At 61.9% G+C, this 18060-nt stretch carries 21 protein-coding genes and 1 tRNA gene; 18 read left to right on the top strand and 4 right to left on the bottom strand.

Going from position 1 to position 18060, the window contains the following annotated elements:
* The first annotated feature begins 41 nt into the window (after positions 1–41).
* From ABT375_RS13820 to ABT375_RS13785, 8 genes are all read left to right on the top strand, one after another.
* Positions 42–1853, top strand: coding sequence for a cation:proton antiporter (locus ABT375_RS13820; RefSeq protein ID WP_416464906.1), 1812 nt, complete (start codon positions 42–44; stop codon positions 1851–1853).
* Positions 1850–2455, top strand: coding sequence for an OmpA family protein (locus ABT375_RS13815; protein WP_416462983.1), 606 nt, complete (start codon positions 1850–1852; stop codon positions 2453–2455). The genes ABT375_RS13820 and ABT375_RS13815 overlap by 4 nt, the downstream gene beginning before the upstream one ends.
* Positions 2456–2487: 32 nt before the next feature.
* A complete protein-coding gene (locus ABT375_RS13810) occupies positions 2488–3786 on the top strand; it encodes an adenosylmethionine--8-amino-7-oxononanoate transaminase (RefSeq protein WP_416462982.1) in 1299 nt (432 codons plus the stop codon).
* 65 nt (positions 3787–3851) lie between these two features.
* Entirely contained in the window at positions 3852–4070 is a 219-nt protein-coding gene (gene infA / locus ABT375_RS13805; protein WP_003049127.1) for a translation initiation factor IF-1, read from the top strand.
* 11 nt (positions 4071–4081) lie between these two features.
* Positions 4082–4654 carry a Maf family protein gene (locus ABT375_RS13800; RefSeq protein WP_416462981.1) on the top strand — a complete coding sequence of 191 codons (573 nt, stop codon included), beginning with the start codon at positions 4082–4084 and terminating at the stop codon, positions 4652–4654.
* 8 nt (positions 4655–4662) lie between these two features.
* On the top strand, positions 4663–5652 hold the full coding sequence (locus ABT375_RS13795; RefSeq protein ID WP_416462980.1) for a ribonuclease: 990 nt from the start codon (positions 4663–4665) through the stop codon (positions 5650–5652).
* Positions 5642–5848 (top strand): DNA gyrase inhibitor YacG, encoded by a 207-nt coding sequence (locus ABT375_RS13790; protein ID WP_224550404.1) that lies wholly within the window; start codon positions 5642–5644, stop codon positions 5846–5848. The genes ABT375_RS13795 and ABT375_RS13790 overlap by 11 nt, the downstream gene beginning before the upstream one ends.
* Before the next feature lie 50 nt (positions 5849–5898).
* A tRNA-Phe gene (locus ABT375_RS13785) sits at positions 5899–5974 on the top strand.
* A gap of 648 nt (positions 5975–6622) precedes the next feature.
* On the opposite strand, the gene ABT375_RS13780 is transcribed toward ABT375_RS13785, so the two are convergent.
* Positions 6623–6868, bottom strand: coding sequence for a hypothetical protein (locus ABT375_RS13780; protein ID WP_416462979.1), 246 nt, complete (start codon positions 6866–6868; stop codon positions 6623–6625).
* On the opposite strand from ABT375_RS13780, the gene ABT375_RS13775 reads away from it, so the two are divergent.
* On the top strand, positions 6858–6908 hold the full coding sequence (locus ABT375_RS13775) for a hypothetical protein (RefSeq protein WP_416464905.1): 51 nt from the start codon (positions 6858–6860) through the stop codon (positions 6906–6908). The two genes, ABT375_RS13780 and ABT375_RS13775, sit on opposite strands and share 11 nt — an antisense overlap.
* 52 nt (positions 6909–6960) lie before the next feature.
* Here ABT375_RS13775 and ABT375_RS13770 read toward each other — a convergent pair whose 3' ends face one another.
* Positions 6961–7590: a Crp/Fnr family transcriptional regulator gene (locus ABT375_RS13770; protein WP_416462978.1), complete on the bottom strand. Its 630-nt coding sequence runs from the start codon at positions 7588–7590 to the stop codon at positions 6961–6963.
* Between the two features lie 291 nt (positions 7591–7881).
* Here ABT375_RS13770 and ABT375_RS13765 point away from each other — a divergent pair, with 291 nt between their 5' ends.
* From ABT375_RS13765 to ABT375_RS13750, 4 genes are read left to right on the top strand one after another with little or no spacing between them, the layout of a single operon-like run.
* Positions 7882–8829, top strand: a complete 948-nt coding sequence (locus ABT375_RS13765) for a ferritin-like domain-containing protein (protein WP_416462977.1) — start codon at positions 7882–7884, stop codon at positions 8827–8829.
* Between the two features lie 26 nt (positions 8830–8855).
* Positions 8856–9845 carry a ferritin-like domain-containing protein gene (locus ABT375_RS13760; protein WP_416462976.1) on the top strand — a complete coding sequence of 330 codons (990 nt, stop codon included), beginning with the start codon at positions 8856–8858 and terminating at the stop codon, positions 9843–9845.
* A 37-nt stretch (positions 9846–9882) separates the two neighbouring features.
* Positions 9883–11229 (top strand): Nramp family divalent metal transporter, encoded by a 1347-nt coding sequence (locus ABT375_RS13755; protein ID WP_416462975.1) that lies wholly within the window; start codon positions 9883–9885, stop codon positions 11227–11229.
* Between the two features lie 14 nt (positions 11230–11243).
* A complete protein-coding gene (locus ABT375_RS13750; RefSeq protein ID WP_416462974.1) occupies positions 11244–11456 on the top strand; it encodes a hypothetical protein in 213 nt (70 codons plus the stop codon).
* A 59-nt stretch (positions 11457–11515) separates the two neighbouring features.
* On the opposite strand, the gene ABT375_RS13745 is transcribed toward ABT375_RS13750, so the two are convergent.
* Positions 11516–12181 (bottom strand): winged helix-turn-helix domain-containing protein, encoded by a 666-nt coding sequence (locus ABT375_RS13745; RefSeq protein WP_416462973.1) that lies wholly within the window; start codon positions 12179–12181, stop codon positions 11516–11518.
* Between the two features lie 956 nt (positions 12182–13137).
* On the opposite strand from ABT375_RS13745, the gene ABT375_RS13740 reads away from it, so the two are divergent.
* From ABT375_RS13740 to ABT375_RS13730, 3 genes are read left to right on the top strand one after another with little or no spacing between them, the layout of a single operon-like run.
* The gene (locus ABT375_RS13740) at positions 13138–14406 is read left to right on the top strand and encodes a tyrosine-type recombinase/integrase (protein WP_416462972.1); all 1269 of its coding nucleotides are present in this window, start codon (positions 13138–13140) and stop codon (positions 14404–14406) included.
* Between the two features lie 51 nt (positions 14407–14457).
* Entirely contained in the window at positions 14458–14796 is a 339-nt protein-coding gene (locus ABT375_RS13735) for a type II toxin-antitoxin system RelE/ParE family toxin (protein ID WP_416462971.1), read from the top strand.
* 4 nt (positions 14797–14800) lie between these two features.
* The gene (locus tag ABT375_RS13730) at positions 14801–15124 is read left to right on the top strand and encodes a DNA-binding protein (protein WP_416462970.1); all 324 of its coding nucleotides are present in this window, start codon (positions 14801–14803) and stop codon (positions 15122–15124) included.
* 362 nt (positions 15125–15486) lie between these two features.
* Here ABT375_RS13730 and ABT375_RS13725 read toward each other — a convergent pair whose 3' ends face one another.
* Positions 15487–15975 carry a MarR family winged helix-turn-helix transcriptional regulator gene (locus ABT375_RS13725; protein ID WP_416462969.1) on the bottom strand — a complete coding sequence of 163 codons (489 nt, stop codon included), beginning with the start codon at positions 15973–15975 and terminating at the stop codon, positions 15487–15489.
* Between the two features lie 264 nt (positions 15976–16239).
* Here ABT375_RS13725 and ectA point away from each other — a divergent pair, with 264 nt between their 5' ends.
* Complete coding sequence (gene ectA / locus ABT375_RS13720; protein ID WP_416464904.1) at positions 16240–16731, top strand: diaminobutyrate acetyltransferase; 492 nt, start codon at positions 16240–16242, stop codon at positions 16729–16731.
* 10 nt (positions 16732–16741) lie between these two features.
* The gene (gene ectB / locus ABT375_RS13715) at positions 16742–18052 is read left to right on the top strand and encodes a diaminobutyrate--2-oxoglutarate transaminase (RefSeq protein ID WP_416462968.1); all 1311 of its coding nucleotides are present in this window, start codon (positions 16742–16744) and stop codon (positions 18050–18052) included.
* The last annotated feature ends 8 nt before the right edge of the window (positions 18053–18060 follow it).

Below are 18060 nucleotides of genomic sequence, written 5' to 3'. Positions count from 1 at the left end.
GGGGGGTGACGACCGCCAATGTGTCCGTCTATCCTGCGCCCATGCAGGAACTGGCTCTATCCATCGCGCTCATCGGCATATTAGGCATCGGCGCGCAATGGATCGCTTGGCGCACCGGCTGGCCAGCCATCGCTCTGATGCTGGCCGCAGGCGTCCTCGCCGGTCCGGTCCTCCACCTCATCAACCCCGAACATGTCTTCGGCGAATTGCTGGAACCGATGGTGTCGGTCGCGGTCGCGCTGATCCTGTTCGAAGGCGGCCTCAGCCTCAATTTCCGTGAATTGCGCCAGACCGATGGCGCGGTCACCCGGCTGGTCGCGCTGGGCGCGCCTATCGGCTGGGTGCTGGGGTCGCTGGCCTGCTATTATGTCGGGGGGCTGGTGTGGCCTGTCGCGATCCTGTTCGCGGGGATTTTGGTCGTCACCGGGCCGACCGTGGTGCTGCCGCTGCTGCGCCAGTCCAATGTCGCGGCGCGGCCGCGCGCGATCCTGAAATGGGAAGCGATCGTCAACGATCCGGTCGGCGCGCTGCTGGGCGTCGTCACCTATGAATATCTGCGCCGCGCGGGCGAGGGCGGCACGCTGGCGTCGGTCATCCTGTCGCTGCTGGCCGCGGCGGTCATCGCCGGTCTGATCGGCTGGCTCGCCGCCCGCGCCGTGGGCTGGGCCTTCCCGCGCGGCCATGTGCCCGAATATCTCAAGGCCCCGGTGCTGCTGGTCGCAGTGATTGGCGTATTCGTGGGATCGAACATGATCCAGCAGGAAACCGGCCTGCTGGCGGTCACGGTGATGGGGGTGGCGCTGGCCAATATGCGTTTCGATTCGCTGCGCGACATCCAGCCGTTCAAGGAAAATGTCACCGTCCTGCTGATTTCCGGCGTGTTCGTGATCCTCTCCGCCTCGCTCAATCTGGAGGTGCTGCGCCAGTTTGAATGGCGGTTCCTGGCCTTCCTGCTGGCGCTGCTGTTCCTCGTTCGCCCGGCGACGGTCTTGTTGAGCCTCGCCTTTTCGCCCGTGCCCTGGAATGAGCGGCTGCTGGTCGCCTGGATCGCGCCGCGCGGCATCGTCGCGGTCGCGATCTCCGGCCTGTTCGCGCTGCGGCTCGATCGGCTGGGCTATAGCGACGGGTCGATCCTGGTCACCCTGTCCTTCGCCGTGGTCGTCACCACCATCCTGTTTCACGGATTTTCGATCAAACCGGTCGCACGCTGGCTGAAAGTTACGGGTGCGTCGGAGCAGGGCTTGCTGATCGTCGGCGCTACGCCCTTCACCCTGGGACTTGCGGCTCAACTGCGCCAATTGGAGGTGCCAGTGACGATCGCCGACAATAGCTGGCAGCGGCTTGCGCCGGCCCGGCATCAAGGCATCCCCACCTATCATGGCGAGATATTGTCGGAAGCGACCGAAGAGCGGCTGGACCTGACCCAGTTCCAGGTGCTGGCGGCGGCGACCGACAATGAAGCCTATAATGCGCTGGTGTGCAACGAATTCGCCCCGGAAATCGGGCGCGACAATGTCCATCAGCTGGGCAACGCCAGCGACGATCATGATCCGCGCAGCCTGCCTGAATCGCTGCGCGGGCGCGCGCTGTTCGAATCCGGCCATGGCGTGGAGGACATCATGCAGCGCGAGGAGCAGGGCTGGACCTTCCGCAAGACACGGATCAGCGAGCAGTTCGACTATGACGCAGCGCGCGCAGCGCTGCCGCCGGAGGGCGACATGCTGTTGCTGTTGCGCAAGACCGGGGCGCTGCGCTTTTTCACCCATGCTTCGCGCCCCACGCCCCAACCCGGCGACACGATCCTGTCCTATGTGCCGCCCGCCCAGCCCCGGCGACAAGGAGAGGAAGAATGAGACGATTTACCCAGGCTCCGATCCTCCTATGTGCGGCGCTCGCCGCCTGCCAGCCACCCGCGGCCGATGCGGTGAACGAGGCCGACAATGCCGCCAATGCCGTCGCAGGGAATGGCGCGGATAATGGCGCCGAACCGCAACGGTCGATCCTGCGTCCCGAAGTCGTGCCCGAGTCCGAAGCGCCGAAGATCGAGCCGGAAGAGGCGGTGATCGGCTTCGGCGCGTCGCCCATGGCGCTGGATGAGACGGCGAAGGCGACACTGGAAACGCTGCTCTCCGGCGCGGCGATGAAGGCCGGCGGCCCGATCATATTGCGCGGCCATAGCGATTCGCGCGGGGCCGATGGCGACAACAAGGTCGCGTCCCGCATCCGCGCCGAAAAGGTCCGGGACTATCTGATCGACAAAAGCGTGGACAAGGCGCGCATCACCCTGATCGCGCTGGGCGAGGCCCGCCCGATCGCCCCCAATGCGAAGGAGGATGGCAGCGACGATCCCGACGGCCGGGCGAAGAATCGCCGGGTCGAGGTGACGGTCGCGCTCCCGACCGTCATCGTGCCGCCGCCGGTGGTGCCGAACGCGGCCGAGGCGGCAAAGCCATAGATTTGGCCACCTTGCTGGCTTAAGGGACCGTCATGACATCCCCCGTCTGGCACCCCTTCACCCAGCATGGCCTCAATGAGCCGATCCCCCATGTCGCGCGGGCGCAAGGCGCGCTGCTGCATCTGGCAGACGGCGGCACGCTGATCGACGCGATTTCGAGCTGGTGGGTAACCACCCATGGCCATTGCCATCCGCGCATCGCCGCCGCCATCGCCGCGCAGGCGGGGCAACTCGATCAGCTGATCTTCGCGGGCTACACCCATGATCCGGCCGAAACGGTGGCGCGGGGGCTGATCGATCTGGCGCCCCGCGCCGAAGGACAGCCGGCACTGGCCCATATCTTCTATTCCGACAGCGGCTCGACCGCGGTCGAGGTCGCGCTCAAGATGGCGCTGGGCTATTGGCACAATCTGGCGCTGGACGGGTTGGCGACGGAAGAATTGGGGGGGCCGCGCAGCCGCATCCTGGTGCTGGAGCATAGCTATCATGGCGACACGATCGGCGCGATGTCGATCGGCGAGCGCGGCGTTTATAACGCCGCCTGGCAGCCCTTGCTGTTCGATGTCGGCACCATCCCCTTTCCCGCGCCCGGTCGCGAGCGGGCCTGCCTCGAAGCACTCGACGCCGCCTGCGCCGACAAGCCCGCCGCCTTCATCGTCGAACCGCTGATATTGGGCGCTGGCGGGATGCTGATCTATCCCGCGGACATACTGCGCGAGATGGCCGCGATCTGCCGCCGCCATGGCGTGTTGTTCATCGCCGACGAGGTGATGACCGGCTGGGGCCGCACCGGCACCCTCTTCGCCTGCGAACAGGCGGGCGTCGTGCCGGACATCATGGCGGTGGCTAAGGGTATCACCGGCGGCGCGATCCCGCTGGCGGCGACCCTGGCGACCGCCCCGATTTTCGATGCGCATCGATCGACCGACCGCGCCCGGCTGTTCTATCATTCGTCCAGCTACACCGCCAACGCCATCGCCTGCGCCGCCGCGGTCGCCAATCTGGCGATCTGGCGCGAGGAGGATGTGCTGGGTCGCATCGCCGCGCTTGCGCAGGGAATCGCGAAGCGACTCGAACGGCTTGCTAGACACCCCGCCTTCGCCAACCCGCGGCAGTTGGGCGCGATCGCCGCGATCGACCTCATCGCCGCCGATGCGGGCTATCTGTCCGATCTGGCGCCGCGCCTGCGTGCCTTCTTCCTGGAACGCGGCCTCTTGCTAAGGCCGCTGGGCAACACCATTTACCTGATGCCGCCCTATTGCCTGGACGAAGATCAGCTCGATCGACTCTTCCTGGCGCTCGCCGCAGCAGGCGATCATTTCGGCGAATAAACCCTTGGCTTTCAATTTCCGCAATTTGGCGCTATGGCGGCGCGATTTTGCGAATTCGGGATAATATGGCTAAAGAAGAACTGCTTGAAATGCGCGGACAGGTTGTGGAGCTTCTCCCCAACGCCATGTTCCGTGTCCGGCTTGAAAATGACCACGAGATTCTCGGCCACACCGCCGGCAAGATGCGCAAGAATCGCATCCGCGTGCTGGTGGGCGACGAAGTGCTTGTCGAGCTGACCCCCTACGACCTGACCAAGGGTCGGATCACGTACCGCTTCAAATAAGCCGCTTGTTCATGCGGCTTATTCTTGCTTCGGCTTCTCCCAGACGGCGTGACCTTCTGGGACAGATCGGCGTCGTCCCCGATGCCGTCGATCCCGCCGATATCGACGAAACGCCCCTGAAAGCCGAACTGCCTGCCGCTTACGCCGCGCGCGTCGCGGCTGAAAAGGGCGTGGCTGTGGCCGCGCGCCATCCCGGCGCGCTGGTCCTGTCGGGCGATACCGTGGTGGCCGTGGGGCGCCGCATCCTGCCCAAGGCGGAAAGCGAGGCGGAGGCGCGCGCCTGCCTGGCCTTGCTGTCCGGACGGCGGCACCGGGTGCTGAGCGCGATCACGCTGATCGATGGCGAGGGACGCGCGCGGCATCGCCTGTCGGACAATATCGTCATCTTCAAGCGGCTGGAGCAGCCCGAGATCGACGCCTATATCGCCAGCGACGAATGGCGCGGCAAGGCAGGCGGCTATGCGATACAGGGCCGCGCCGCGGGCCTCATCCGCACCATCATGGGCAGCCACAGCGCGATCATGGGCCTGCCGCTTTACGAAACCCGCACGCTGCTCAAGGCAGCGGGCTATCTATCCGACTAGGAACGCACATGGCCGAATGGCTCTATGAAGAAGGCATTGGCGAGGCGCGGGCCGCGTTGATCGAGAAGGGCAAGCTGGTCGAGGCCCTGATCGAGCGCGAGGGCGACGCCGTCCGTCCGGGCGCCGTGGCGCAGGGCCGCTTGGTCGCCACCATCATTCCCAAGAAGCGCGGTATCGTGCGGCTGATTTCGGGCGAGGAAGTGCTGCTGGAGCCGATCCCGCCCCGGCTGGCCGAAGGCGCCAACGTCCTCGTCGAAATCATCCGCGAAGCGATCGCAGAAGAAGGCCGCCCCAAGCGCGCCAAGGGCCGCATACCCCAGCCGGGCGCCAAGCCCCATGCCGGCCCCAGCCTGTTGCAGCGCATTCGCGCCACCGGCGTACCGGTCGTCCCCTGTCCCGCGCATGAGGAAGACCGGCTGGAGGCGCATGGCTGGAGCGAGCTGATGGACGAGGCGACGAGCGGCGAGGTCGGCGCTGAAGACGCCGCCCTGCGCCTGTACCTGACGCCCGCCATGCTGCTGATCGACGTCGACGGATCGCTCCCGCCCGCGCAGCTTGGCCCCAAGGGCGCGAAGCTGGCGGCGCAGACGGTGCGACGCATGGGGCTTTCCGGTTCCATCGGCATCGACCTGCCGACGATGAACAACAAGGACGAGCGGATGGTCGCCGCCGCCCAGATCGACAAATATCTGCCGCTGCCGTTCGAGCGTACGGCGGTCAACGGCTTCGGCTTCCTCCAGATCATCCGCCGCCGCGAGCGCGCCAATCTGATGGAGATAGTGCGCGAAGATGCGGTGCTGACCGCCGCGCTGGCGCTCCTGCGCCGGGCCGAACGCCATGGGCAGGGCGGCGCGGCCACCATCACCGCCATGCCCGCGATCATCGACCTGTTGCACAAGCGGCAGGACTGGATCGAGCAACTGGCCAAGCGCCGGGGCGGCGCGATCACCTTGCAGGCGGATGCGGCGCTGGCTCTGGCGGGCGGCCATGTCGCCTAAGGCGTCGTCCAAGCCCGGCGCCTGCCCGGTCTGCGGCCAGCCCGCCCAGCCCGCCACGCGCCCCTTTTGCAGCGCCGCCTGCCGCGACCGCGACCTGCTGCAATGGCTGGGCGAAGGCTATCGCGTGCCGGGCCAGCCCGTTGATGAAGCGGCACAAAAAAACGGCAATTATGGGCTGGACAGCGAGCCGGATTGACGCTTATAGGCACGCCTCCATCCGGCGGACGCCTCCCGCCGAAGACCCGTGCCCGGGTAGCTCAGTTGGTAGAGCATGCGATTGAAAATCGCAGTGTCGGCGGTTCGAATCCGTCCCCGGGCACCATTTGTTCTTTTTTCCGTGTCCAGTAACATCTCAAAAATGACGGAAAATGTGGGGTTTTGAACAATTCTTCATCCCCAAGGGTACACTGGCAGCCACCCTCGGTGATGGTATTTTGATGGTATTCTGAAAAATACCCTCATGGCGCTCAGGCGGAGCGCGTTCAGACTGTGCGCAAGACCCTTGCGATCATCCTATCCGATACGCACGACCAGTTGGGAAATCGACATTCGTCAGGGTATTGCCGACATGTCCGCGACGGCGCCGCATCTCCCGACTTCAGCCTCGCCACCCCGAAAATGGCCACGGCCTGGTTCGTGGCGGGGTACGCGACGCTAGCGCAAATTCTCAACACAAATGGCGGCACTGTAGAGGGAGATCGACAGGGCGCGGAAAACTTCGATCCGCCACTGAAAGACCCGGGGGGACCCTCATTTCACGACGCGCTGAAGGACGGGAAGAGGTGGCAAAGGCGAACCAGGCTATGCCGGGCGTTGCAGACGGGATGCGGTACGTCGCCGGGGAAGCTTCGCCGTGGGGCCCGACCGCTTCAAGCGCCGGTCCAGACTCCTCTGCGGTCGTGGTGGCCTTGACGTGAGCCGGAGCCATAGGGGCGGAAATCGGCTGGGAAAGGGCGCTGATCCACTCGGATCAGGGCTCGCGGTTCGCAAATATGGCCACGCCACGCTGGTCGCCGCCGTCAAGGGCGCGGGTCCCTTCGCGCCGACCAATGCGGCCTTCGCCAAACTGCCCACCGGTACGGCGGATAACCTGTCGAAGCCTGAGAGCAAGGCAGGGCGAAAGCCTGACCGCATGGCAAAAGGACGGCGCCTGATATCTGACCGATGCCAAGGGCGGCACGTCGAAAATCACGATCGCCAATGTGATGCAGTCCAATGGCGTCATCCATATGGTCGATACGATTCTGACGCCCTGAGCCGATCGATCCTTAAGCGCCGAGCTTCCCTGTTTTTTCAACGCCGCGCGGATTAGCGGGTGGCGAACAGAGGCGCGACAAATTGGCTGTAATGTTCTTCGGCCACGCCATAGCCCTCTCCTGCAACAAGGCAAAGACCGGGGCGGTTGCGCATGACCAGCCTGTTGCGGCTACTGGCGATCAATCGGTTTCCCTCCATCACATGCAGGGCGTCGGTAATGCTCGCGCGGCGAACGACCAGCATATCCGCCAGATCTTGATGCGTGACGCATATGTCGCCGTCATTGGCGCGATCATGGTGCATCAGGATCAATCGCGCCAGCCGCCGCTCGATCGGGTCGGTCTTGCTCGACACGATCGTGGCGTTCATCTGGATCATCACGCTATGCACGAAGCGCAGGAGGCGGGCGCGCAGGCTCGGCCTCTCGTTCACCAAACGAAGCATCCTTGAAATCTCTATCCGAAGACATCGGGCGCCCTCTCCGCCTGCGCGGATATGATAGGAGGACAGGCCCACATCCAGCAGCGCCGACCAGCCGACATAGCCTTCCCGCCCGACCAGCGCGGTCAGACAGGCTGGACGGGCGCCGGCATCGCAATTGAGGGCCAATATTCCGCTTTCCGGGAAATCCAGAAATTCTACGGGCTGGCCTGCCCGGACAATGGTGACTCTCGGCGCCAAGATGATGCCAGTAAAGTGCCGACTGATGCTGGCATAGTCAGGCGGTGACAAGGATCGCAGGAAGATGTTCGACGTGTCTTTCTGAATGCCGGCAACCAAAACGCCCTCGCAATCATGTGGATTGAACGAGCAGATACGGACGCCCTGCCGTTATGGATGCATCCTTGTACGTCCGCGTACGCAAATTCTTTTTCCAGCTTCAAAACCGGAACTTCGCCGATCAATCCTGCCTTTGCCCGCCGATGACGCACCTCCCGCGCATCATGACCACCAGTCAGCGAGGATCGAGCGATGACCGACGATATTCTGGCAATCGAGACTTTGGAACGCAGGGCCAAACGGCGAGAGGAGCGTCGCGATTTCTTTCGAACGCTCGGGGCCATGGCCGCCTTCGGCAGCGCGGGCTATGCCGCCACCAGCCAGTCGGCCATGGCGCAGAGCGCGCCCTCCGACGGTGACATATTGAACTTCGCCCTCAACCTGGAATATCTGGAGGCGAATTTCTATTCCTATGCGGTGTTCGGCACGCCGATCGACACCAAATATACCAGCGGCAGTGGCAGCCCAGGCACCGCCACGGGCGGGCGGAAGGTCAATTTCACCGACCCGGTCGTGGCCCAATATGCCAAGGAGATCGCGCAGGACGAGATCGCCCATGTCGATTTCCTGCGCAAAAATCTGGGCGGGGCCGTGGTCGCCCAGCCAGCGATCGATGTCGGCACCGATCCCAATGGCGCTTTTTCGTCCGCGGCGCGCGCAGCCGGCCTGATCGGCGGCGGCGCCAGCTTCGACCCATATTCCAGCGACGAAAATTTCCTGCTGGGGGCCTTCATCTTCGAGGATGTCGGCGTGACCGCCTACAAGGGGGCGGCGCCGCTCATTACCAGCAAGACCTATCTGGAAGCCGCGGCCGGTATCCTGGCGGTGGAAGCCTATCATGCGGGCCTGGTCCGCACCTCGCTCTATCGCAAGGGCATCGCCACCCCATCGCTGATCGACGCGACCGAGGCGATTTCCAAAGCGCGCGACAGCCTGGACGGGTCCAGCGACCTCGATCAGGGCATCGCCAATGTCGGCGACGCGTCGAACATCGTGCCGCTCGACGCCAACGGCCTCGCCTACAGCCGAACGACCGGACAGGTGCTCAATATCGCCTATCTGACCAACATGGCGACGGCCCGGGGCGGATTTTTCCCCAACGGCGTCAACGGCACCATCAACATGAGCGCGGCGAACTGAGCCCCTTTCGAAACGGAGTTGATCCCATGAAAGACGATCTGATGCTCGAAGCCTTTGAAGCGCGCGCGCGGCGCCGCGACCAGAGGCGCGGCTTCCTGCGTGCGGCAGGGTCTATGGCGGTAGTGGCGGCTGGCGCGAGCCTGCTGTCGGGCTGCGGCGACGACGAAGCCACGGCCGTACCAACGCCAACACCCACGCCGACCCCGACACCCACGCCGACCGTGACCGATGGCGATGTGCTGAACTTCGCGCTCAACCTGGAATATCTGGAGGCGCAATTCTATTATTTCGCCGCCTTCGGATCGGGTCTGCCCAGCAGCATATTAGGCGGAGCGGGAACGCAGGGCGCGGTCACCGGCGGCCGCCAGGTCGCTTTCGTCGATCCGTTGATCGCCCGCTATGCGCGCGAGATCGCGGCAGACGAACGCGCCCATGTCGAATTTCTGCGCGGCGCAATCGGCACGACCGCGGTGGCGCAGCCGGCCATCGATATCGGATCGAGCGCCACCGGCGCTTTCTCCTCGGCAGCGCAGGCCGCTGGCCTGATCTCTGCGGGACAAAGCTTCGACCCCTATGCCAGCGACGAGAATTTCCTGCTCGGCGCCTATATTTTCGAGGATGTCGGGGTCACGGCCTATAAGGGCGCGTCGCCGCTCATCTCCAACAAGACGTTCCTGGAAGCGGCGGCCGGTATTCTCGCGGCCGAAGCCTATCATGCCGCGCTGGTGCGCACGGTGCTCTATTCCAAGGGCGTCGACACGCCATCGCTGCGCACATCGGCGGACAAGATATCCGACGCCCGCGACAGTCTGGACGGGTCGGCGGACAAGGACCAGGGCATCAGTCCCAAGGACGGCGCGTCGAACATCGTCCCCACCGATAGCGACGGCATCGCCTATAGCCGCACGACGGGCGAAGTGCTCAACATCGTCTATCTGACGAAGCTGGCCGCACAGAAAGGCGGCTTCTTCCCCAATGGCCTCAACGGCAGCCTCAACACCAGCACCGCGCAATAGCGCTGGACCTGGACTGCCATTTCAAAGGGGATAATCGATGACGCCTCCGCCACCCGCCGACATCGCGATGCCGTCCATGGACATGCCGGACATCAGGCCCAGCCTGCCCGGTTCCTATCGGACGATCGCGGTGCCGCGGGCTGGCGGCAGCGTCTGGAAGAAAATGGGCGCCTTCGCCGGTCCCGGCTATATCGTCGCGGTCGGTTATATGGACCCCGGCAACTGGGCGACCGACCTCGCGGGCGGGTCGGCCTTTGGCTACACCTTGCTGTCGGTGATCCTGCTGTCCAGCATCATGGCGATGGTGCTGCAATCACTCTCGGCCAAACTCGGTATCGTCACCGGCATGGACCTGGCCCAGGCCTGTCGCGCCCAATATAGCGCGCCGGTCCGCGTTGCCCTCTGGATCATGTGCGAACTGGCGATCATCGCCTGCGGCCTTGCCGAAGTGGTCGGCACGGCCATCGCCCTGCAATTGCTGTTCGACATTCCGCTGGTGATGGGCGTGTGCCTGACCGCCGCCGACGTGATGCTCATCCTGTTCCTGCAACAACGCGGCTTTCGCCAACTCGAAGCCTTCATCGTAGCGCTGCTGATCGTGATAGCGGGCTGCTTCGCCGTCGAACTCTTCCTGTCGAAGCCCGACCTTGCCGCAATCGGCATGGGCCTTGTTCCCAGCGCCAGCGTGGTCACCAACCCGGCGATGCTCTACATCGCGATCGGCATCATCGGCGCGACCGTGATGCCCCATAATCTCTATCTTCATTCCTCGATCGTCCAGACCCGCAGCTTCGAGCGGAGCGAAAGGGGCAAGCGCGAAGCGGTGCTGTTCGCCACGGTGGACAGCACCGTTGCGCTGATGCTCGCCATGTTCGTCAATGGCGCGATTCTGATCCTGGCGGCATCCTCCTTCCATGTCGCGGGCATGACCGGCGTGGCCGAGATCCAGGATGCGCACCGCCTGCTCGCGCCCATGCTGGGCGCCGGCATCGCCAGCACCCTGTTCGCCGTTGCCCTGCTGGCATCGGGACAGAATTCAACGATCACCGCGACGCTGGCGGGGCAGATCGTGATGGAGGGCTTCGTCAACCTGCGCGTGCCTGCCTGGCTGCGCCGGGTCGTCACCCGGATGCTCGCCATCGTCCCCGCCGTGATCGTGGCGGCTCTTTATGGATCGGAAGGGACGACCCGATTGCTGGTCCTGAGCCAGGTGATCCTGAGCCTGCAACTGCCCTTCGCCGTCGTTCCCCTCGTCAAATTCACGAGCGACCGCAGGCTGATGGGCAGCTTCGTGAACCCGCATTGGCTCAAATTCGCGGCCTGGGCGATCTCCGCGATCATCATCACCCTCAATCTCAAACTGCTGCTCGAATTTTTCCTTTGAAAAGGAGGACTGACATGAAAACCACCCTGCGTTCCACCTTCATGCGACTGACGGCGATGGCAGCGGCCATCGGCCTGCTCCTTCGCGCCATCCTGTTTGATCGTGCGGACCTGCCCTTTGCCATAGCCATAATGGTGGCCGTCTTGGTCTATGAAGGACTCTATCATCTCGCCAGCCGGTCGGTCCAGAACCGGGCGCCAGCGTCATGCGCAAGGCCTTCCTATTAATGCCGCGCAACTTTGGGACCGGCTGAATCCGATGGGGAAGCCAGGGATATCGACGTGATTCAGGCCGGCGGAATACGTCGGACACGCTCCGTAAACATATATCCCTCGTTTCTGACCGTCCGAATGAAGTTGTGACCGGCCATTAATCGTCGCCGCAGGCGGCAGATTTGCGTGTCAATCACACGGTCGGTGACATCACTCCCCATCGCCGTGGTGAAATCCAAAATCTGGTTACGGCTCAAGACGCGGCGTGGATATGTCACGAAGACCCGGAGAAGCGCAAAGTCTCCCGGCGACAAAATTATGGATTCCCCCTGTTCGTTGACGACGAGATGCTGATTCATGTCGATCGTCCAACCTGAAAAGCAATAGAGATGATATTCCATTGTCGTCGATGGCACGCCGTCCTCGGCAGCCGCCGGCCTCTCGATCGCTTCTCCGATTTTTCGCCTGAGCGCTTCGGCTTCCCAGTCCGGAGGGATGATCGCCCCTGAAGCATCACAGAGGATTTTCAGCCGCTTATAATCGTCCCTATTTTGCGAAAAAATAAGGATGCTTTGTCCAAGGCCTTTTGTGGCCGACAGGAATTGGGCATATATGGCATCACTGAAAACGCCGTTGAGCAGAACGAGATCGCAGATATTCTGATTGAACCGCTGCGATTTGCAGGCGCTATCGGCATGGGTGACGGTTAAAAAACCCCAACTTTGCAGGAGCGCGGCCAAAGCACGGCTCCTATTCTCCTCGTGTTCGATAATCATGAGACGGCCGGATTTCGTGTCTTGACCGCTGATAGGCAAAGCCGATGGCTGTCCACAGCGCGACGGATAGAAATCTGTCTTCGGTGCGCGGTGCAGGGTCGAGACGCGTCCAGGATAAAGGGGAAACCGGAACGGCCGATAGGCTGTAAGGCTTCTCATACGGTAGCCTCCAAAAAGCGGGCCGTCTTGACCTGCATGGGGCGGACCAGATTGGAAGTGCGTCGGCCAGGATGCTGCGCTCTCCCGTTCTCAGCCCACATGACCGCCACCTCGATATCCGTTCGCAAAAACTGGGTTTACGAGAGGTACGGCGACTTCCTTATAAGGGATGCAAGGGCTCAACTATTTGTCAGGGACCGTTGATCCCCTGATGGTTGACCCGCGTTTCTATGAGGCAAGCCCGTCTCGATTTCTCGCACGCTGTAGGCAGTCTGCCATATGTCCCTCGCCGCGATGTGGACAGTCACCTCGGTAGCGGGAACATTGGAAGCTTACGCGGCCCCATTGCTCCACGCGCCAACAAACGGGCGGAAGCGCTGGTGTCGCCAAATCGCAAAGCTCGGCCTGCGCTCACAAAGGCTGTCGCTCGCCATTCCTACGAATTTTGTGGAGACAATGTGCTTTTGCAGCGACCGTATATCCGGGAATCGCTTCCCAGTTGCCCCAGAAACCATTGATTTTTCGATGATTTCTGGAGCGGACGAAGGGATTCGAACCCTAGACCCCAACCTTCGCAACCCGATCTGAGCCATTACGCCAGAATTCGCCATTCTACGATTTTCTACGCCTTTTCAAATGGATATTGCCATCACGGCTACGACGCGGTAGCCTCCGATTTGCCACGAAACGACCGATTTTTATTACGTCCTTATTACTTTTCGGTTTTTCAGGGCTCGCGTAATAAAATGGAGGAGGCGCGCATGGCCCAGGCCAAGCTCAACAAGCGAACGGTTGATGCTCTCACCCCGCCCAAGGCGGGCCAGGCGTTCGTTTGGGATACTGAGATCAAGGGGTTTGGGGTCCGCATCGGGCCAACGGGCACCAAGACCTTTGTCATTCAATATATGAACAAAGAAGGCCGCATCAGGCGCGTCAAGATCGGTCGCTTCGGCGTGCTGACCGTGGATCAGGCGCGCGATCTGGCGAAGATCAAGCTTGGCGAGGTTGCGGCCGGCGAAGATCCTGCCGAAGTGGCACGTCGGGCGCGCAAGGAGATGACCGTCACTGAACTGTGCGACTGGTATCTGACGGAGGCCCGGGCCGGCAGGATTCTCGGCCGCAAGAACCGTCCGATCAAGGAATCCTCGCTGGCGATGGATGAAAGCCGGATCAAGACGCATATCAAGCCCCTGATCGGCAAGCGCATAGCGCGGCACCTGACAATCGCCGATGTCGAGGCAATGCAGGACGACGTCAAAAATCATAAGACGCAGAAGAGCCGCAGTGGCGGGCGTGGTGGTAAGGCGACCGGTGGTCCCGGCGTTGCTGCGCGCTGCCTTGGAACGATCCAAGCGATCCTGGGCCATGCCAGGCACAAGGGATTGCTTACCGAACACCCTACCAAAGGCGCCAAGAAGCTGGCAGGCAATAAGAAGACCCGTCGGCTCAGCGTGGCGGAGATCGAAACGCTGGGCAAGGCGATGGTATATGCCGAGCAGCAGGGCGTCAGTCCGACCGGAATTTCGGTGATCAAATTGTTGCTCCTGACGGGATATCGCCGTGAAGAAGGCCAAGCGATGGAGCGCGCATGGGTGAACCCGATGGGCGGTTTTGTCGCCTTCCCCGACACCAAAACCGGCGGACAAATCCGGGCGATCGGACCAGAAGCAATCAAGGTGATCGTGGCGCAGCCACAGGTTGCAGGCAATCCCCATGTTTTCCCGGCCACGACAGGCGACGGCCCCTTCACGGCGGCCAGTGCCTGCCTTCAACGTATCTGCGGGTTTGCAGGCATAGTGGGCGTTACGCCCCACACCTTGCGGCACACTTTCGCGAGCATTGCTGCCGAACTCGGTTTCTCTGAACTGACGATCCGCGCAATGCTGGGTCACGCCTCACAGAATGTGACGCAGGACTATATTCACGTCGATGAAGCCCTGAAACTGGCCGTGCGACGCACGTCAGATGAAATCGCCAAGCTGATGGCACAAGGCGCCGCCAAGCTTGACCGCCTGCGGCTGGTCGCATGATGGCCGACGCTAGACATATGGTAACGTATATGTTACTCTAAAGGCTATGAGTTGATAGTTCAGGAATATATCCGCGAGGACGGTTCCTGTCCGTTCCGGTCATGGTTCGACGGTCTGGATCCACAGGCCTCCGCTAAGGTGGCGACAGCCATAGTGCGGTTGGAGTTGGGTAACGCCTCGAATGTCAAATGGATCGGCGGCGGTCTGGGAGAATATCGGATCGACTGGGGACCGGGCTATCGACTCTATCTCGCCAAGGAAGGGGATGAACTCGTCATCCTGTTCGTAGGTGGGACGAAGAAGCGGCAGCAGTCAGACATCGATCAGGCTGGGATGTTGTTGAATGAATACAAGGCCCGCAAGGCGACCGACAAAAAAGGCAGGAAGTAGCGAGATGGCGCTGACCCGAGATTTCAAGGAAACGGTAAAGGAACGCGCGACGCGCGACCCGGCCTTCGCCAAGGCCATGCTCGATGAGGCTGCGACCGCTTTCCTCAACGGCGAACCGCATGTCGCACGCCTGATCCTCCGCGATCTGGTCAACGCTTCGGTTGGTTTCGAGGCACTGGCCGAGGAGACCAGACATCCGAGCAAAAGTCTGCATAGGATGCTGTCCGAAAAGGGTAATCCCAGCATGGAAAATTTGGCGGCAATTTTCGGCGCCGTTCGCAAGCGACTAGGCGTGGCATTCGAAGCGCATACCGTGGAGGCCGCTTGAACCGCCCCATGGTTTGCTAAAGGCAGTTTGGCTTAAGCTAGCGACGGTGGTGCGTTGTCCAAGCTCTGTTCGGCTTCGGCAGCTGCATAAGACCCTTTTCGCAGTAATCGGTAGAAAGCCTATCGAAAAACATGATTTGCGATAAATAGTTGTGGCAACTCGCGGTCAACATACGCCGTTTAGAGGCTAGGGTACGAACGTCGGCTTACATCGCAACTAGACATTCGCGAGATAGACAGTGGCTGGGTAACTAAGTGTCAATTTCGGCCGGCGCGTCGCTCACTTGATCAACCTCGCAACCTGCCATCGAATCTGTCCACTGTTTCTTGCTTCTTAAGCTACACTTGGTACTTAAACCGATATCATTGCGGCTCTGCACGATCGATCTGCCCACCATCAAGCAACGGCGCCGCATCGATGTTTTGCGCATCCATCAACATGGCCAGCCGTTCGGTTGCAGCTAATATCATGGCCCGCTCCCACATGGGCAGAGCTTCAAAACGATTGGTAAAACGCATTTGCAGCGGGTCCGGCGCATCGGCCAGCGCCTTTATACCCTCTGGCAAAAGGCTGAGGTGAAACTGGCGCTTGTCGGCTTCACTGCGCTGACGCTGGGCAAAGCCAAGGGACACGAGGCGATCCACGATCGCGGTAATCGTGGCCTGACTGAACTCGAGGGCCTGCGCGATGGCCGAAGGTGTGGTTCTCCCGCGCAGGTCGATCTCGCGCAATACCAGAAGTTGAGAGGGCGTCAGACCGGTGGTCGTGGCGAGCTGACGACTGCCGATTTCGGTGGCGCGCAGTACGCGCCGCAATGCGCGCAAGGTAAGCATTGAAAGTTCAGCGTCCATCGATTTGCGACATAGCCGGAAAGGGGGCGCGCTGCCAATTTCCTTTTGATGATAGATATATTACTTCACTAAATGAACCATAATTTCCGCCATGGGTTGAAACACATGCTGCAATGCGTCATAGAGCCGCCATATCAACGGGACGCTTTCACCGTTCCGTTTAAAATATAATTCGGGAGATGAACAATCTTTGATTCCCAAGCTACAGCGGCCGCCGCGCCGCCACGGGCTTCTGCGCGCTCCGAAGAGAGCAAGGGGCAGGACATCGCATTACGAAGGCCCGTTGCAACAGATGGGCCAGCTATCAGCGGATTGATCGCGGCTTGTCCGCCGCTTGATCCCAATTCGGCCTATTGCAACCTGCTGCAATGCACCGACTTTGCCGACAGCTGCATCGTTGCGGAATGTGGTGGTGTACTGGTCGGCTGGGTATCGGGCTATCGTCCACCCGCCGCGCCGGAAAATTTCTTCGTCTGGCAGGTTGCTGTATCGCCCGCCGCACGAGGCCAGCGCCTGGCCGGACGGATGATCCAAGCGCTACTGGCACGCCCGCAACAGGCAGGCGTCACGCATCTGACCACCACCATCACCCACGACAACCGCGCATCCTGGGCTTTGTTTGAAGGGTTATCGCATCGCTGGAACGCCCACTTTGAAAAAGCCGCCCGGTTTGAACGCGACGCCCATTTCGCGAGTGCCCACGCCACCGAATGGCAGGCGCGGATCGGCCCGCTGCCCCAGTTGGCACGCCCTTGAGGAGATACGTATGACCATTACCACTCACCCTAAACCGACCGCCGCCATTCCCGACACGGCGATCTACGAACGACGCGAATCCATCGTGCGCAGCTATGCCCGCGCCATGCCGCGCCAGTTCAACCGCGCGCAGGGCGTATGGATGCACGACAATCAGGGCGGTCGGTATCTCGACTTCCTGTCGGGCTGCTCAACGTTGAACTACGGCCATAATCATCCGGTGCTCAAAAGCGCGCTGGTCGACTATATCACAGGCGACGGCATCACCCATGGCCTGGATTTCCACACCGATGCCAAGGCCGATTTTTTGACCGCGCTGGAGGATGTGATCCTCAAGCCCCGCGGTCTCGACTATCGCGTCATGTTCACGGGGCCGACCGGCACCAATGCCGTCGAAGCCGCGATCAAACTGGCGCGCAAGATCACCGGTCGCGAGATGGTGATCGCCTTTACCAATGGTTTCCATGGTATGACGCTGGGCGCGCTCGCCTGCACCGGCAATGCTACCAAGCGCGGTGGCGCGGGCGTACCGCTCAGCCATGTGTCGCACGAACCCTATGACGGCTATCACGGTCCCGACGTCGACACTGCCGAACTGCTGGAACGTCGCTTGTCCGATCCGTCGAGCGGCCTTGATGCACCGGCCGCCATCCTCGTCGAAACGGTGCAGGGCGAAGGCGGCCTCAATGTCGCGTCGCCCGCATGGCTCCGCACGATTTCCGAGGTTGCAAAGCGCCACGGCGCACTGATGATCGTGGATGATATTCAGGCCGGTTGTGGCCGGACCGGTAATTTCTTCAGCTTCGAAGGCATGGGGTTCACCCCGGACATTGTCACTATGGCAAAGTCGCTGTCGGGCATGGGGCTGCCGTTCGCGCTGACCCTGTTCCGGCCTGAACTCGACCAATGGTCGCCGGGTGAACATAATGGCACCTTTCGCGGCAACAACCACGCCTTTATCACCGCCACGGCAGCGTTGCGTCATTTCTGGAGCAATGACAGTTTCCAGCAGGACATCGTCCGCCGGGGCGCGTTGCTGGAACGCAGGCTGGACGCGATGGCAGCCGAACATGGCCTGTCGACCCGCGGTCGCGGCATGATGCGCGGTCTGGACGTAGGCTCCGGCGACACCGCGCAAACCATCACCGCCGCCTGCTTCGCGCAGGGGCTGATCATAGAAACTAGCGGCGCGCATGACGAAATCGTCAAGATATTGGCGCCTCTCACAATCGAGGATGCCGTTCTTTCAGCCGGTCTCGACATTCTTGAAGACAGCGTCCGTTCCGCCCTGACCGTCACCTATGGCGTCGCCGCAGAATAAGGAGATAC

The organism is Sphingomonas sp. VDB2 (assembly GCF_047946695.1).
In the GTDB taxonomy this organism is placed as follows: Bacteria; Pseudomonadota; Alphaproteobacteria; order Sphingomonadales; family Sphingomonadaceae; genus Sphingobium; species Sphingobium bisphenolicum.
This window is presented reverse-complemented; position numbering and strand designations above follow the sequence as displayed.

Coding starts and splice junctions, on each gene's coding strand:
- ABT375_RS13725 (WP_416462969.1), bottom strand. CDS start 15,975: ATGGACGCTGAACTTTCAATGCTTACCTTGCGCGCATTGCGGCGCGTA.
- ABT375_RS13760 (WP_416462976.1), top strand. CDS start 8,856: ATGAAAGACGATCTGATGCTCGAAGCCTTTGAAGCGCGCGCGCGGCGC.
- ABT375_RS13750 (WP_416462974.1), top strand. CDS start 11,244: ATGAAAACCACCCTGCGTTCCACCTTCATGCGACTGACGGCGATGGCA.
- ABT375_RS13740 (WP_416462972.1), top strand. CDS start 13,138: ATGGCCCAGGCCAAGCTCAACAAGCGAACGGTTGATGCTCTCACCCCG.
- ABT375_RS13800 (WP_416462981.1), top strand. CDS start 4,082: ATGCGGCTTATTCTTGCTTCGGCTTCTCCCAGACGGCGTGACCTTCTG.
- infA (WP_003049127.1), top strand. CDS start 3,852: ATGGCTAAAGAAGAACTGCTTGAAATGCGCGGACAGGTTGTGGAGCTT.
- ABT375_RS13820 (WP_416464906.1), top strand. CDS start 42: ATGCAGGAACTGGCTCTATCCATCGCGCTCATCGGCATATTAGGCATC.
- ABT375_RS13765 (WP_416462977.1), top strand. CDS start 7,882: ATGACCGACGATATTCTGGCAATCGAGACTTTGGAACGCAGGGCCAAA.
- ABT375_RS13730 (WP_416462970.1), top strand. CDS start 14,801: ATGGCGCTGACCCGAGATTTCAAGGAAACGGTAAAGGAACGCGCGACG.
- ABT375_RS13755 (WP_416462975.1), top strand. CDS start 9,883: ATGACGCCTCCGCCACCCGCCGACATCGCGATGCCGTCCATGGACATG.
- ABT375_RS13795 (WP_416462980.1), top strand. CDS start 4,663: ATGGCCGAATGGCTCTATGAAGAAGGCATTGGCGAGGCGCGGGCCGCG.
- ABT375_RS13790 (WP_224550404.1), top strand. CDS start 5,642: ATGTCGCCTAAGGCGTCGTCCAAGCCCGGCGCCTGCCCGGTCTGCGGC.
- ABT375_RS13815 (WP_416462983.1), top strand. CDS start 1,850: ATGAGACGATTTACCCAGGCTCCGATCCTCCTATGTGCGGCGCTCGCC.
- ectB (WP_416462968.1), top strand. CDS start 16,742: ATGACCATTACCACTCACCCTAAACCGACCGCCGCCATTCCCGACACG.
- ABT375_RS13810 (WP_416462982.1), top strand. CDS start 2,488: ATGACATCCCCCGTCTGGCACCCCTTCACCCAGCATGGCCTCAATGAG.